The sequence below is a fragment of the Leucobacter sp. UT-8R-CII-1-4 genome (assembly GCF_030010235.1).
Taxonomy (GTDB): domain Bacteria; phylum Actinomycetota; class Actinomycetes; order Actinomycetales; family Microbacteriaceae; genus Leucobacter.
Genome location: NZ_JASCRS010000002.1, coordinates 47,774 through 62,683, shown reverse-complemented (window position 1 = coordinate 62,683; position 14,910 = coordinate 47,774). Strand labels below are relative to the sequence as shown.

The 14,910-nt window shown below is 58.4% G+C and carries 14 protein-coding genes; all 14 read left to right on the top strand.

The features are described from left to right. Nucleotides 1-2: 2 nt before the first annotated feature. The 14 genes from QBL02_RS05300 (at nt 3) to QBL02_RS05235 (ending at nt 14,895) form a co-directional block, all read left to right on the top strand. Nucleotides 3-1,589 carry an APC family permease gene (locus tag QBL02_RS05300; protein ID WP_282725348.1) on the top strand — a complete coding sequence of 529 codons (1,587 nt, stop codon included), beginning with the start codon at nt 3-5 and terminating at the stop codon, nt 1,587-1,589. Between the two features lie 153 nt (nt 1,590-1,742). Further along, entirely contained in the window at nt 1,743-2,552 is an 810-nt protein-coding gene (locus QBL02_RS05295) for a thymidylate synthase (protein ID WP_282725347.1), read from the top strand. A gap of 2 nt (nt 2,553-2,554) precedes the next feature. Continuing rightward, nucleotides 2,555-3,049 carry a dihydrofolate reductase gene (locus QBL02_RS05290; protein WP_282725346.1) on the top strand — a complete coding sequence of 165 codons (495 nt, stop codon included), beginning with the start codon at nt 2,555-2,557 and terminating at the stop codon, nt 3,047-3,049. Then, complete coding sequence (locus tag QBL02_RS05285) at nt 3,024-3,320, top strand: hypothetical protein (RefSeq protein ID WP_282725345.1); 297 nt, start codon at nt 3,024-3,026, stop codon at nt 3,318-3,320. The genes QBL02_RS05290 and QBL02_RS05285 overlap by 26 nt, the downstream gene beginning before the upstream one ends. Next, nucleotides 3,317-4,294, top strand: coding sequence for a 4-hydroxy-tetrahydrodipicolinate synthase (gene dapA, locus QBL02_RS05280; protein ID WP_282725344.1), 978 nt, complete (start codon nt 3,317-3,319; stop codon nt 4,292-4,294). The genes QBL02_RS05285 and dapA overlap by 4 nt, the downstream gene beginning before the upstream one ends. A gap of 18 nt (nt 4,295-4,312) precedes the next feature. Further along, nucleotides 4,313-5,989: a ribonuclease J gene (locus QBL02_RS05275; protein WP_282725343.1), complete on the top strand. Its 1,677-nt coding sequence runs from the start codon at nt 4,313-4,315 to the stop codon at nt 5,987-5,989. Nucleotides 5,990-5,994: 5 nt separating this feature from the next. After that, a complete protein-coding gene (murJ, locus tag QBL02_RS05270) occupies nt 5,995-7,599 on the top strand; it encodes a murein biosynthesis integral membrane protein MurJ (protein ID WP_282725342.1) in 1,605 nt (534 codons plus the stop codon). Nucleotides 7,600-7,700: 101 nt separating this feature from the next. After that, nucleotides 7,701-10,667 (top strand): DNA translocase FtsK, encoded by a 2,967-nt coding sequence (locus tag QBL02_RS05265; RefSeq protein WP_282725341.1) that lies wholly within the window; start codon nt 7,701-7,703, stop codon nt 10,665-10,667. Between the two features lie 6 nt (nt 10,668-10,673). Next, on the top strand, nt 10,674-11,282 hold the full coding sequence (gene pgsA, locus QBL02_RS05260; protein WP_282725340.1) for a CDP-diacylglycerol--glycerol-3-phosphate 3-phosphatidyltransferase: 609 nt from the start codon (nt 10,674-10,676) through the stop codon (nt 11,280-11,282). A 2-nt stretch (nt 11,283-11,284) separates the two neighbouring features. Continuing rightward, nucleotides 11,285-11,812: a CinA family protein gene (locus QBL02_RS05255; RefSeq protein ID WP_282725339.1), complete on the top strand. Its 528-nt coding sequence runs from the start codon at nt 11,285-11,287 to the stop codon at nt 11,810-11,812. A gap of 177 nt (nt 11,813-11,989) precedes the next feature. After that, nucleotides 11,990-12,316, top strand: coding sequence for a helix-turn-helix transcriptional regulator (locus QBL02_RS05250; protein WP_282725338.1), 327 nt, complete (start codon nt 11,990-11,992; stop codon nt 12,314-12,316). 67 nt (nt 12,317-12,383) lie between these two features. Next, on the top strand, nt 12,384-12,605 hold the full coding sequence (locus QBL02_RS05245; protein ID WP_282725337.1) for a DUF3046 domain-containing protein: 222 nt from the start codon (nt 12,384-12,386) through the stop codon (nt 12,603-12,605). Nucleotides 12,606-12,973: 368 nt separating this feature from the next. Next, complete coding sequence (gene recA, locus QBL02_RS05240) at nt 12,974-14,029, top strand: recombinase RecA (RefSeq protein WP_282725336.1); 1,056 nt, start codon at nt 12,974-12,976, stop codon at nt 14,027-14,029. Between the two features lie 11 nt (nt 14,030-14,040). Continuing rightward, the gene (locus tag QBL02_RS05235) at nt 14,041-14,895 is read left to right on the top strand and encodes a regulatory protein RecX (RefSeq protein ID WP_282725335.1); all 855 of its coding nucleotides are present in this window, start codon (nt 14,041-14,043) and stop codon (nt 14,893-14,895) included. Nucleotides 14,896-14,910: the final 15 nt, after the last annotated feature.

Below are 14,910 nucleotides of genomic sequence, written 5' to 3'. Positions count from 1 at the left end.
CTATGGCAGCAACGACGGACCCCCCTACCCGGGCCCTTGATTCGGTTACAGGTATTAGTCGGAAGGGCCTGCCGCAGGGAACCGTAGGCGTGCTAGGCGCCATTGTGATCGGTCTCTCGGTGTGTGCACCCGCATACACTCTTACTTCGGCAGTCGGACCAGCAGCCAGTGAAGTCGGCTACCAGACTCCAGCAATCTTCCTTGCAGGCTTCCTGCCGATGTTGCTTGTCGCTATTGGTTACCGTTCACTGAACTCGGCGATGCCCGACTCTGGTACTTCATTCACTTGGGCCTCACGTGCCTTCGGCCCTTGGGTGGGCTGGATGGCAGGTTGGGGCCTTATCGCTGCAACCGTGCTGGTGCTTTCGAACCTGGCCGGTATTGCCGTCGAGTTCTTGTTCCAGTCGATTGCGATCATTGCGAATGACCCATCGATTGCCGATATCGCCGGAAACCGCTTTATCAACATCTTGGTCTGCCTAGGCTTTATGACCATGGCAACCGTGATCTCGTATCGCGGTATGACTTCGACGAAGGTTTTCCAGTACATTACCGTGACCTTCCAGGTCGCAGTGCTCATCTGGTTCATCATTGCGATGTTCATCGGGGCAGCTGATTCAGCGAACACCGAGGGCCGCATGCCTGAGCTGTCTTGGTTCAACCCGCTTGAGGTGTCAAGCTTCAGCGCGTTCGCCGCTGGTATCGCTGTGTCTATCTTTGTCTACTGGGGCTGGGACACTGTGCTTACGATGGGCGAAGAGACCAAGCCTTCGAAGGGTCGTATGTCGACCGAAAGCAAGGCAGCCATGATTTTGGTTGTGCTGCTTGTGGTTATGTACGTTGGCACCGCAGCTGCGACTGTCGCGTTCGCAGGTATTGGTGATGGACCAACCGGCCTTGGCAACTCGAAGATCGCTGAGAACGTGTTCGCAGCCCTCGCGCACCCAGTGATGGGGCCTGCCGCGATTCTGCTTTCGCTCGCGATCCTTGTCTCGGCAATGGCGTCGATTAACTCGACCGCTATTTCGCCAGCACGCACACTGCTCGCTATGGCCCACTACGGTGCGCTGCCAAAGCCAATTAAGAAGATCCACCCTAAGTACAAGTCGCCTTACGTGGCGCTGATGTGGTCGTCGATCGTGGCATCGGTGTTCTACGCGATCATGCGCTTCTTGAGCGAAGATGTGCTTTGGGACACCATTACCGCCCTCGGCATGATGGTGTGTTTCTACTACGGAATTACCGCTCTTGCGAGCACCTGGTACTTCCGCAAGGCTGCCCCGAAGGAGGGCTTCCGTTCGGTGATGTCGAAGATGGTTCTGCCGGGACTTGGTGGCGTTCTGCTGCTGGTTGTTTTCGTGCAGACCACTATCGACAGCATGAACCCAGACTTTGGTTCGGGTAGCAGCATCGGCGGCGTTGGCCTCGTCGGCATTATTGGTGTGGTTGTACTTGGCCTCGGCGTTGTGCTGATGTTCGTGCAGTCGCGCTTCTCGCCTGCGTTCTTTAAGGGCAAGGTGCTGAGCGTTGCTGACGCAACCACCGATACTTCGAACATGGAGCTTTTTGATGATGGCATCAAAGGTTAAATAGCGAAGCGTCCTTTCGCGCTGTCTGGGTCTTGAACGCGCTCCGCGTTCGATTCGACTCCGCCTGCACAGATCACCCCGGTCTCACGTTCATCGAGTTTTTCGAAATGGACACGAGGCCGGGGTGATCTGCATTCGGCTAAGATTGCACGCATGAGCAGCGCACCGATTCCGACCCCGTACGAGGATCTTCTGCGAGAGGTGTTCGAGCATGGCACGCCGAAGGGCGATCGAACCGGCACCGGCACGCGAAGCCTGTTTGGCAAGCAGATCCGCTTTGATCTTGCTGAGTCGTTTCCGCTGATTACCACGAAGCGGGTGCACTTCAAGTCAATCGCGTACGAGTTGCTTTGGTTTCTTCGGGGTGAGGGCAACACCGCCTATCTGAAAGAGCATGGCGTCTCTATCTGGGACGAGTGGGAAGACGAGAATGGCAGTCTTGGCCCGGTCTACGGTGTGCAGTGGCGCTCGTGGCCGACACCTGACGGTGGTCATATCGACCAGATCTCTGAGGTCGTCGAACAGCTGAAGTCGAACCCTGATTCGCGTCGTCACATCGTTTCTGCGTGGAACGTTGCAGAGCTTGATCAGATGGCGTTGATGCCCTGCCACGCGTTTTTTCAGTTCTACGTAGCTGATGGCAAGCTCAGCTGCCAGCTGTATCAGCGCTCGGCTGACATGTTTCTCGGGGTGCCGTTCAATATCGCTAGCTATGCGTTGCTCACTTTGATGGTGGCGCAGCAGACTGGCCTTGAACCTGGTGAGTTCATCTGGACCGGTGGCGATTGCCACATCTATGACAACCACGTCGAGCAGGTGCAAACTCAGCTCTCGCGTGAGGCGCTGCCGTATCCGAGCATCAGAATCAACAAACGAGACAGTCTTTTTGATTACGAGTTTGAAGACTTTGAGGTTGTCGATTACCAATACCACCCGGGCATCAAAGCTCCGGTAGCGGTGTAGTCATGGAGATTGTGCTGGTCTGGGCCGAAGCAAACGGTCATGCCATTGGTAAAGACGGTGTGATGCCCTGGCATCTGCCTGAAGACCTCGCTCATTTTAAGAAGGCGACGCTTGGCGGGCCAGTGATTATGGGGCGTCGCACCTGGCAGTCGCTGCCTGAGCGATTTCGCCCGCTGCCTGGCCGCGAGAATATCGTCGTGTCTCGAGATGCTGCGTTTGTGGCCGAGGGCGCGACGCTCGTTGGATCGCTTGAAGCCGCGCTGGGTCGCGCTGCGGGCGAGGCCAGAGTGAGCATTATTGGTGGCGGTCAGATCTACCGCGAGGCCATGTCCTTTGCGACTGAGTTGGTTGTGACCCGCATTGATACCGGCGTTGATGGTGCTGATACTTTTGCGCCTGAGATTGGCGCTGAGTGGCAGTGCGTTGATGCGGGGGAGCCGCTGACTGCCGCGAACGGCCTTGGCTATCGTTTTGAGCGGTACCGTCGCCGGGCTTAATGGTATTTGGCTAGGGCTCGGGAACGAGGCAGTGCGCTGCGCTGCCGAAGACCCAAAGATGAGTTTTGGCGACGGTGATGTATTTGTTGGCTTAGTCAAGATAGGCGACTGTGACGTCGACTGCTTTGGTCTGAGTGTCGCCACCCGTGCAACTGAGCCGTCAGCCGTGGTGTCCTCAGCGCACTTCGACAGTTTCAGCAAAGTGATGGGCAGATATCTATTGGCTCAAGTGAACCGAGACGCTGCCGAGTCAGATACCCTAGATAAGTGACCACTCAAGAGAATCCATTTGGCCAGGTGCTGGTCGCGCTCATCACCCCCTTCGACGCAGATGGTGAGGTTGATTGGGCGGCGACAGAGCAGCACATCGAGAACTGCATTCAGAGCGGTGCTGACGGCATCGTGGTGACCGGTACCACCGGTGAAACCTCGACGCTCACCGACCCTGAGAAGCTCAAGCTGGTTGAGGTCGCGAAATCGGTCTCTTCCGGCCGTGCCAAGATCATCACGGGTGGCGGATCGAACGAGACCGCGCACGCCATCGAACTCTACAAGGCCAGCGAGAAGGCCGGCGCAGACGGTGTCATGATCGTGACTCCCTACTACAACAAGCCAACCCAGGCGGGGCTGCTCACGCACTTCCGCATGGTTGCCGACGCCACCGACCTGCCCGTAATTCTTTACGATATTCCCGGTCGCACGGGTGTACCCATCAAGTACGAGACGATCCTGCGCCTGGCGAAGCACCCAAACGTGCTTGCCGTTAAAGACGCGAAGGGCGACTTCAGTGAGGTGAGCCGAGTGCTCAACCAAACCGACCTGATGTATTTCTCGGGCGACGACGCAAACGTGCTGCCGCACCTCGCAATCGGAGCAACCGGCCTGATTGGTGTCACCGCAAACATCACTGCCGCGCCGTACCGCACAATCGTTGACGCCGTAAACCGCGGCGATCTGCACACCGCGCAGGCAGAACACCAGCGCCTCGAACCTCTCGTGCGCGCCATTATGACCCACGTGCCAGGCACCGTTGCAGCGAAGTACGTGCTGCACGGACTTGGCCGAATCAACAGCCCCCGAGTTCGACTGCCACTTGTCGGACCAGAAGAGTGGGAAGCAGCCCTGATTGAAGACGAGATTGCTCTCGTTAGCGAAATCGCAGGCGCCGACTTCTCGAACTTCCGCCCAGATCGAAACGCAGCCGCAGGTGGCGCGCTGCCCAAGATCGCCGGCACTACCCGCTAAAACAAGGAGTCCATCCTCTTGACCACACCGCACTACGCACCACCGGAGCTTGAATCAGGCACGCTTCGCATCATTCCGCTCGGCGGACTGGGCGAAGTTGGCCGAAACATGACCGTCTACGAAATCGACGGCAAGCTGCTGGTGGTCGACTGTGGCGTGCTCTTCCCCGAAGAGACACAGCCGGGTGTTGACCTGATCCTGCCAGACATCTCAAAGATCGACGACAGGCTCAAAGACATCGTCGGTATCGTGCTCACCCACGGTCACGAGGATCACATCGGCGGTGTGCCGTACCTGTTGAAGCGTCGCAACGACATTCCACTGATCGGCTCGAAGCTCACTCTTGCTTTCGTCTCGGCGAAGCTCAAGGAGCACCGCATTCGCCCAGAGCTGCAAGAGGTTGCCGAGGGTGATCGAATTCACCGCGGCCCATTCGACCTCGAGTTTGTCGCCGTGAACCACTCGATCCCTGACGCGCTTGCGGTCGCGATTCGTACCGACGCGGGCATGGTGATCGGCACGGGCGACTTCAAGATGGATCAGCTTCCCCTCGACGGGCGCATCACCGATCTTCGCGCGTTCGCACGGCTCGGCGAAGAGGGCGTAGACCTCTTCATGACCGACTCGACGAACGCCGATGTGCCGGGCTTCACGCCGCTGGAAAAAGACATCGGGCCGGTGCTTGAGCGCGTAATCGCGAGCTCGACCGGCAAGGTTGTGGTTGCCAGCTTCTCAAGCCATGTGCACCGCGTGCAGCAGGTGCTTGACGCGGCTCAGGCCAATGGCCGCCGCGTCGTGCTGCTTGGTCGCTCAATGGTGCGCAACATGAAGATCGCCTCAGACCTTGGCTATCTCGACGTGCCAGAGGGTGTACTCGTCGATCTGAAGAAGAGCGGCGATATTCCCGACCACCGCATCGTCTACATGTCGACCGGTTCGCAGGGCGAGCCAATGGCAGTGCTTAGCCGAATGGCGAATCGCGAACACCAGATCGAAATCGGCTCTGGTGACACGGTGATCCTCGCATCGAGCCTGATCCCAGGCAACGAAAACTCGGTCTACCGCGTCATCAACGGCCTGATGAAACTCGGCGCAAACGTGGTGCACAAGGGCAACGCCAAGGTGCACGTTTCAGGTCACGCTGCAGCAGGCGAATTGCTCTACTGCTACAACATTGTGCGGCCAAAAAACGTCATGCCGATTCACGGCGAATACCGTCACCTGGTGGCGAACGCGGCGCTCGCAATCGAAACCGGCGTGCCACAGAACCGCACAATCATCGCTGAAAATGGCACCGTCGTAGACCTCGTCGACGGCGTGGCACGCACCGTAGGTCAGCTTGAAATCGACTTCATCTACGTTGACGGCTCATCGGTAGGCCGCGTGACAGACGACGACCTGCGTGACCGCCGCGTGCTCGCAGAAGAAGGTTTCATCTCGGTGATCACCGTCGTCGAAACAAGCCTTGGCCAGATCGTCTCAGGGCCAGAAATTCATGCAAAGGGTGTCGCAGAAGACGCGCACGTATTTGACAAGATCAAGCCACAGATCGCCGACGCACTCGAACAGGCGATGAAAGACGGCGTGACCGATCACCACCAGCTGCAGCAGATTGTGCGCCGCACGATTGGCCGCTGGGTAGGCACGAAACTGCGCCGCAAGGCAATGATCGTGCCAGTCGTCGTGGTGGTGTAACCAAGGTGGCAGGCTCCGCGATCGCGCGCGCCAGCGCGATCATGGCTTCGGGCACCGTGGTTTCACGGTTGCTCGGCATCATCAAAGTCATCATTCTGGCCTACGCAATCGGCCAGGTTGGGTCAGTCTCTGGTGATGCCTACGCAAACGGCAACATGCTGCCGAATTTGTTGTACACAATGCTGCTCGGCGGAATGCTGAACGCAGTACTCGTGCCGCAAATTGTTAAAGCAGCGAAAAAAGCCGACGGCGGAGCCGGCTACATCAATAAACTGGTCACCTTTGTCGCAGTCTCGCTGACCGCGCTCACGGTGGTGGTGATGCTGATCACCCCGTGGCTCGTCACGCTCTACACCCTGAAATGGGATGCAGACCAACGCGGGCTCGCAATTGCGTTCGCATACTGGTGTATGCCACAGATTGTGTTCTTTGGCATCTACGCAGTGCTTGGCGAAGTGCTCAACGCAAAGAGTGTATTCGGGCCCTCAACTTGGGCGCCCGTGCTCAACAACATTGTGGCGATCGCCGGTTTTGGTGTGTTCATCTTCATGTTCGGGGCCGATCCGCTTGGCCAACGAAGTGTCGGGGACTGGAACTCGACCTCAATAGCGGTGCTCGCAGGTAGCGCCACACTCGGTATCGCGAGCCAAGCCTTTATTCTCTTGGCGTTTTGGCGTAAAGCCGGCATCCACTTCAAACCAGACTTCAAATGGCGTGGCATGGGGCTCGCCGACACCGGCAAAATTGCGGGCTGGACCCTAGGCGCACTGCTCATAACGAACCTCGGTGCGATCGTGACGCAGAACGTGCTCAACGGTGCATCAGGTGAAGGCCCCGCGGCTATCGCCCTCGACACCGCCTGGACCATCTACATCATGCCGCACTCGGTGATCACCATTTCGATCGCCACCGCCTATTTCACGAGACTCTCAGAATCAAGCCACGCCGGCGACATGCAGGGCTTCATTCGTGACTTCTCTTCAGCTGTTCGCCAAGTCATGCTGATCCTGATGCTCGCAGCCGTTGTGGTCTTCGCGCTAGCGCCGTTCGTGAGCCGTGTTGTGAACCTGGGTGCAAGCATCGACCAGGTGGATCAGTTCTCGCTCGTGCTGCGAGCCTATCTCGTGAGTTTGCCGGCCTTCAGCTTCCTGTTCGTAGTGCAACGCGCGTTCTACGCGACCTCAGACACACGCACTCCGTTTTTCTATGCCTGTGCGCGCATCGCGGTGTCGATCACGCTCTCACTGATCGCGCTTACATTTGTGCCAAAAGCGCTGCTCGGCACCGCTGTTGCACTGATCATCTCAATTGCTGCAATCGTAGAGACTGTGCTCGCAACCTTGCTGCTGCGCAAAAAACTCGGTGCGATCGACGGTAAACGTATTCTCCTGAGCCTCGCCCGATACACGGTTTCTGGTGCGCTCGCGCTCGGTGTTGGCCTGATTTGCACTTCGCTGGCACGCTCGTGGCAGCCGGATTTCAGCCCGCTTTATGCGATTTTGGTGTCGATTGTGATCGCAGGCATTATGGCCATCTTCTACCTTGGCGGGTTGCTGATCCTGCGCACCCCAGAACTCTCTGCTGTGATCGCGCGGGTACGTCGCCGCTAGTTTGCCGAAAGCGCGAAGCTACATCGGCGTGTCTAAGCGGATTTTGAGGCGCGCCGGATAGCCAAACGCAGAATGTCGGTGGCAGTTCGTAGGCTCTTCCTATGGCCAGCAAGACTTCTGCCCGCTCAAATTCGGCGGGTTCCGGGAAGAACTCCCGCGCTGCCTCGACCGCGAAAACAAAAGTGCTCGAGCCAGTGCCGACGGAGAATGGCTTCGTGCGCGCCTGGCGGGGCATTGCCCACGCGGTTGGTGGCGCGGCTCGCGTCTTTCGCACCGAGCCGGTAGCTCCCGAGGATCGCCGTGACGGCGTGCCGTTTTTGCTTGTGCTGCTCGCCATAGTTGGTGCAGTGATTGAGTGGTTCTTGATCGGCAATGAAATCGCTGGGGGAGTGAGCGCTTTCAGTTTTGGTGGCCTCTTTGGGCGAATCGCCTTCGGTCTGCCGATTGTGATGGTGGGCTTCGCGCTCTGGCTGTTTAATCACCCATCGAGTGTGCACGATAACCGCCGAATCGCGATTGGCCTGAGCCTAGCGCTGTTAAGTGCATCGGGGCTTGCCCACGTCTACGGCGGTCAACCAAACCCGTGGGACAAAACAGGCAACCTGGCCGATGCTGGCGGTCTTTTCGGATGGCTGATCGGTGCGCCACTGATGTACCTCACGATCTGGGTGGCCGTGCCAGTGCTTTCACTGCTCTTGGCCTTCTCGATCTTGATCACCACAAAAACCCCACCGGGTCGAATTTTCGCGCGTATTCGCGAGGGTTACCGCTACCTCTTCGGCGAGCAAGCTGAGCGCGTTGAAACAGCTACAGAGCCCGTCGAAGAAGGCGACCTCGTCGAGCAGGCGAGCCGCAGCGAGCTGCCGTGGTGGCGTCGCAATTCGTCTGGCCGAGAGCAAGATCCATCGTTCCTGGTCGATGACGATGCCATGACCGAATTGCTCAAGGGCGACGACGAGAGCGACAGCGCAAAGGGTAGTGATCGCGGCTTCGAGTCTGCGCTGCAAGCCGAGCCTGTCACCGAGAAATTTGAAGACGACCTGCTTGCCGAGTTCGACATGGCTGAAGCAGCGGTCGCAGCTGCAGGCACCAGCCGTGGCTCTGGCCTCGGCGATGATTCGATCACGCAGGCATTTGACGATCTTGAGCTCGAAGAACCACAGGCGCCAGTTGAGGCAGTGCCGTTCCAGGTCGCGCCAGCTTATTCCGAGGCAGTGCGACCGTACACCCTGCCTGACCAAGCTGCGCTTTCTGCCGGTGATCCACCGAAGGCACGTACCCAAGCTAACGATGAGACGATGGCCGCGATCGATGCCGTGCTGAAGCAATTTGGCGTTGACGCGAAGGTAACTGGCTTCTCGCGTGGCCCAACGGTCACGCAGTATGAGGTTGAGGTCGGCCCCGGCGTGCGAGTTGAGCGAGTTACCGCGCTGCAGAAAAACCTCTCGTATGCCGTCGCTTCGAATGAGGTACGAATTCTCTCGCCGATTCCCGGTAAGAGTGCCATCGGTATCGAGATTCCGAATAAAGACCGCGAGAACGTCGCGCTCGGCGATGTGCTTCGCTCGGCGAAGGCTCAGCGCAGCAAGCATCCGATGACTATCGGTATCGGCAAAGACGTCAAGGGCGACTTTGTTGTTGCGAACCTTGCCAAGATGCCTCACCTCTTGGTCGCTGGTGCGACAGGCTCCGGTAAGTCAAGCTTCATCAACTCCATGATCACGAGCGTGTTGATGCGCGCAACACCTGCCGAAGTGCGAATGGTGCTCGTCGACCCGAAGCGAGTTGAGCTCACGGTCTACCAGGGTGTACCGCACCTCATTACGCCCATCATCACGAACCCGAAAAAGGCAGCCGAAGCGCTGCAGTGGGTCGTGAAAGAGATGGACATGCGATACGACGACCTGGCGAGTTTCGGCTTTAGGCACATTGATGATTTCAATGAGGCTGTTCGCCAGGGCACAATCGTGCTGCCGGCGGGTAGCGAGCGAAAGCTGAAGCCCTACCCATACCTGCTTGTCGTCGTAGACGAGTTGGCAGACCTCATGTTGGTCGCCCCACGCGACGTTGAAGATTCGATTCAGCGAATCACTCAGCTCGCCCGTGCGGCCGGTATTCACCTAGTGCTCGCAACGCAGCGCCCGTCGGTCAACGTTGTTACCGGTGTGATCAAGTCGAATGTGCCGAGCCGATACGCCTTCGCGGTTGCCTCCGGCACCGATTCACGAGTCATTCTTGACGAGGTAGGCGCTGAGCGTTTGATCGGTCAGGGTGACGGCCTGCTACTTGTGAACGGTGATTCTTCGCCGATGCGTGTGCAGGGTGCATGGGTGAACGAGAGCGAAATTGCGCGTGTGGTTTCGCATGTGAAGCAACAGGCCACGCCCGAGTATCGTGCAGACGTGGCCCAGGTGGCTGAGAAGAAAGAGATTGACGCTGATATCGGCGACGATCTTGACGTGCTGCTGCAGGCCGTTGAGCTTGTGGTCACTTCGCAATTTGGGTCAACTTCGATGCTTCAGCGTAAGCTCCGAGTCGGATTCGCGAAGGCGGGCCGACTGATGGACCTCATGGAATCTCGCGAAATTGTTGGCCCTTCAGAGGGGTCAAAGGCGCGCGATGTTTTGGTGGCTCCAGAGCAGCTAGCTGAGGTAATCGCCTCGATTCAGGGCGGGGGATCGCCCGCACCGCAGCCAAGCTTTGCAGCCCCGGCGGCTCCTGCAGTTCCCGTAGCTCCGGCAGCTCCGGCGGCCCCAACCGCTCCGGCCCCGATGCAGGTCGCTGCACTACCAGTGGCTGAACCTGCTGTGCCACCTGCTGCGCCGGCCGCGCCTGCAACTGCAGCGGCGGTGGCTGCGATTGTTGCAGCGCAAAACGCAGCGCAGCAAGAGCAAAACTCGCAGCAGGGCCTTGAATCTGCCGAGACATCGGTGCTTGATCCGCTTGGCTCACAAGACGATATTTTTGATTCACGCTACGACGATCCGATCGCCGCGCACCAAGCCGGTCTTGAAGAGGTCGAGGGCGACGATGACGAAGATGCTTGGCAACTAACCGGACGGGACTAGCCACACATGACTGAGACGCCAGTGAAACCAAGCAATTGGAATGCGCCGAACATTATTACCGGCGCCCGAATCGTGGCGACTCCGTTTTTTATCTGGATGTTGCTCGCCGACCATGGGCAGATGGGGGCACTTCGTTGGGTCGCCGCGGTCTTCTTCGTCGTTGCGATTGCGACAGACGCATGGGACGGCCATATCGCCCGCTCGCGAGGGCTGATCACCGATCTTGGCAAACTTCTCGACCCGATCGCCGACAAGTTCTTGACCGGTGGAGCACTTGTCGGGCTCTCGATTCTTGGTGAGCTGCCCTGGTGGGTAACTATCGTCGTGCTGATTCGCGAGATCGGTATTACGGTTCACCGTCTCTTTGAAGCCCGTACCGTGGTGCTTGCCGCCGCCTGGATGGGCAAGCTTAAGACTGTCGCGCAGTCGGTCGCGATTGCGCTGGCGCTTTTTCCGTTCGCCTCGCTCGCTAGCGGCACCGTGTTTGCCGACATCATGTACTGGATAAACGTGGTGACCATGTCGATTGCGGTCGCGCTCACCATTGCAAGTGGCATTGACTACGTGATCAACGTGATGAAGTTGCGCGGCAATACAACCGAGAAATCTGCATAACAGTGCTTGCTGTCTCTGCCTTTGGCGAGGAGTTAGACCGTGCGGCCTCGCTAGGGCTGCGTCTCGCGGTCGCTGAGTCGCTGACTGGGGGCCTGCTGGCAGACGCGGTGGTCTCTGTGCCGGGCGCTTCGCGGGTGTTTTCTGGTGGAGTTGTGGCCTACGACACCGCGCTGAAGCATTCTCTGCTCGGCGTGGACCAGGGGCTGTTGCAAGCGAATGGGCCCGTCGATCCAACGGTCGCGAAAGAAATGGCACTTGGCGTGCGCCGTGCCTGCGCGGTGCCACATTTGTCGCAAGCCGAGTTGGTGCCCGCTGACATTGGCCTCGCAACTACCGGTGTTGCCGGGCCCGACCGCGACCCGGCAACGGGTCAAGCAGTCGGTACGGTCTGGATAGGGGTCAGCTCATCCCTTGGCGAGAGAGCAATATTGCTCAATGCTACGGGGAATCGCGCAGAAATTCGGGCCGCGGCAGTTCGTGCTGCACTACAAGAATTTGCAGCAGAACTGCGAAACTTAGGCGAGAAATAGCGAAAAGTTGGTAAAGTTGAGTCTTCTCGGCTCAATTTCAGGAAACGCTCAGGAATAACCAGGCGAAAGTGGCGGTTATTCTCAGTGACGCCAAGCAGAATAATTCCAGGTAGTCTGGATTGCAACAGGCGGCTTAAACATAACGCAACCCCGGTTGCGTGAGAGAAGGAGGACGCGATGGTACTGGTTCGTCAAGAGATCGGCGACGTGCTGCGTGACTTCCGGCTGCAAAAGGGTCGCACCCTGCGCCAGGTAGCCGGTGAGGCAAGCGTTGCGCTCGGATACCTCAGTGAGGTTGAGCGTGGGCAGAAAGAGGCGTCGAGTGAAATTCTCGCCGCTGTCGCTGACGCCCTCGATACTCCACTGTCGGTGATTATGGGTGAGGTGAGCGATCGCCTCGCCATCGTTGAAGGCCTGAGCGTGCCGCTCGGCAGTCACGTGCCAGACACGGTTCCCGCCGATCTGGTCTCGGGATATCGCCCAGAGCTGCTCGCGCGCGGCTAAATCAAATAGTATTCACGAAAGCGCTAGGCCACTGGCCTGGCGCTTTCCGTGATTTTGGGAGCAATCGGTGAGAATTAGCGAGTTTCGACGGGCCATGCGCGAAGAGTTTGGCGACGTGTACTCGGGCGTACTTGTGCGCGACCACTGGTTGTCTGTGCTCGGCGGCACTGCACAAGACGCGCTCGACCGCGGGGTCCCTGCCCGTGACGTGTGGAATGCGCTCTGTGAAGACCTGCAGGTACCACTTTCGCGCAGGCATGGTCGCGGCTTGATCGATCCCCGCGAGTAGATCACTTTTTGGGCGCTCTGCGGTTGGGGCGTATTTGAGTATTGGTGACCTTGGCTCGTCGAGGCTGGTGAAGTGACTGCCCCTCGCGGACGAAAAAAGCTCACTTCGTTGCCAAATAACTAGCGCTAGTTCTGCTGAATCGCAGAGGCGTTCGGCGTGTCGTTCGAAGATGTGTTCGAATCGGCGTATTGTCGTCCACAGGTGAATCCGAGCTGAAGTTTCTCGCAGATTCGTGCCTCAGGCGGTAAATGTCAGAGGTGCAATCTAGAGTTCGAAGCATCGGCCACCCGGCCTTGTCGACGGAACCCCGGCACGACAGTAGGTAGGCCAGCAACCCGGCGAATATCGCCCGAACAGAGGAGCCACTGATGGCAGCTAGCAAGGATCGCGAGAAGGCACTTGAAGCAGCGCTCGCGAATATCGATAAGCAGTTTGGCAAGGGCGCAATCATGCGCCTTGGCAGCACCGAGCGTCCTCCGGTCGAGGTGATTCCAACGGGTTCGATCGCACTTGATGTCGCGCTTGGCATTGGCGGCCTGCCACGCGGTCGTATCGTCGAGATCTACGGTCCAGAGTCATCGGGTAAGACCACGCTGACCCTGCACGCTATTGCGAACGCCCAGCGCTCGGGCGGCATCGCGGCATTCATCGACGCGGAGCACGCTCTTGACCCCGAGTACGCACAGAAGCTCGGCGTCGACATTGACGCTCTGCTTGTCTCGCAGCCCGACACCGGTGAGCAGGCGCTTGAGATTGCCGACATGCTCATCCGCTCCGGCTCGGTTGACCTGGTTGTTATCGACTCGGTCGCAGCCCTCGTGCCTCGTGCTGAAATCGAGGGTGACATGGGCGATAGCCATGTTGGTCTGCAGGCGCGACTGATGTCGCAGGCGCTGCGTAAGATCACTGGTGGTCTGAACCAGACCAAAACCACCTGTATCTTCATCAACCAGCTTCGCGAGAAGGTTGGTGTCTTCTTCGGTAGCCCAGAGACGACCTCGGGTGGTAAAGCTCTGAAGTTCTACGCTTCGGTTCGCCTTGATATTCGTCGTATTCAGACTTTGAAAGATGGCACAGACGCTGTCGGCAACCGCACTCGAGTGAAGGTCGTCAAGAATAAGATGGCACCTCCGTTCAAGCAGGCGGAGTTCGACATCCTTTACGGTGTTGGTATTTCACGAGAGGGCTCGTTGATCGACTTTGGTGTCGAGCACGGTCTGGTGAAGAAGAGTGGCGCTTGGTACACCTATGAGGGCGATCAGCTCGGCCAGGGTATGGAGAATTCTCGCCGCTTCTTGATCAACAATCCAGACATCGCTGCTGAGATTGAAGAAAAGATTCTCGTGAAGCTCGGTGTGAAAGACGGCGCGGCAGTGCCTGAAGCTGAAGCTGAAGCGGGCGAAGCTGCGCGAATCGGCGCATAGCGGGGCTCGAAGTGGCTGTTCGTTTTCTTCCCCCACCAAGCGACGAGTCAAGCGAAAAGCTAGGTGTTGATCGTGAGAACCTTGCCGAGGTTATAGAGTTTCGCAGCAAGTTGCGAGATGTATCAGCATCAGATTCTCGTGAGGCACAGAACGTACGTGAACCGCGTCAGTTGCGTCTGGCAGCTGACGCGGGTTCCGCGGGCGCACCCATCGAAGCTGGGTTTGGCGAAAGCGGCTTCAACGGCGACTGCGATACCGCCGTCACCGACCGCAGCGAGAGTGGACTTGACGAACTTGTGCACGAACTCGAGAACACTCGAACAGCGATGGACGACGCGGTTCGTATGCTCGCTCGCCGTGCACGTTCGAGCGGTGAACTTCGGCGTGAGCTTGTAGCCAAGGGGCACGACCATGCAGAGGTTGATGAGGTTGTGCTTGAGTGCGAGAGCAGACTCTACCTAGATGATCTTGGTCTTGCGCGAGTGGTTACTGAAAATCTGCGCACGCGAAAGCGGGCGAGCCGAAGTCAAATTCGCATCAAGCTGCGGGAGCGACTGCTGCCAGACGGCGTGATAGAAGAGGCAATCGGTGAGCTTGACCAAGACGAAGAAAACGAGATTCTTCGTGAGGCCGCTTCTGAGCGTGCTCGTAAGATGGGCGGACTTGATCGGCAGACTGCCGAGCGTCGACTTATCGGGTTCCTCGCTCGACGGGGCTGGTCAGGTGAGCGGGCCGTGAGAATCGCCCGCGAGGCTCTCGATCGTAACGAACAGCGTCCGGGTTCGTCGATTGGCGAACGTCGTGCAAACACGCTTTCAGCGGTGCCGAAGCCAAAGTCTGGCAACAGCAGCGTGCGCTTTCAGTAAGCCGCTCAGAAGCTC

Excerpts from the sequence above, each read along its gene's own strand:
- QBL02_RS05300 (WP_282725348.1), top strand. The coding sequence starts at position 3 with ATGGCAGCAACGACGGACCCCCCTACCCGGGCCCTTGATTCGGTTACA.
- QBL02_RS05295 (WP_282725347.1), top strand. The coding sequence starts at position 1,743 with ATGAGCAGCGCACCGATTCCGACCCCGTACGAGGATCTTCTGCGAGAG.
- QBL02_RS05290 (WP_282725346.1), top strand. The coding sequence starts at position 2,555 with ATGGAGATTGTGCTGGTCTGGGCCGAAGCAAACGGTCATGCCATTGGT.
- QBL02_RS05265 (WP_282725341.1), top strand. The coding sequence starts at position 7,701 with ATGGCCAGCAAGACTTCTGCCCGCTCAAATTCGGCGGGTTCCGGGAAG.
- pgsA (WP_282725340.1), top strand. The coding sequence starts at position 10,674 with ATGACTGAGACGCCAGTGAAACCAAGCAATTGGAATGCGCCGAACATT.
- QBL02_RS05250 (WP_282725338.1), top strand. The coding sequence starts at position 11,990 with ATGGTACTGGTTCGTCAAGAGATCGGCGACGTGCTGCGTGACTTCCGG.
- recA (WP_282725336.1), top strand. The coding sequence starts at position 12,974 with ATGGCAGCTAGCAAGGATCGCGAGAAGGCACTTGAAGCAGCGCTCGCG.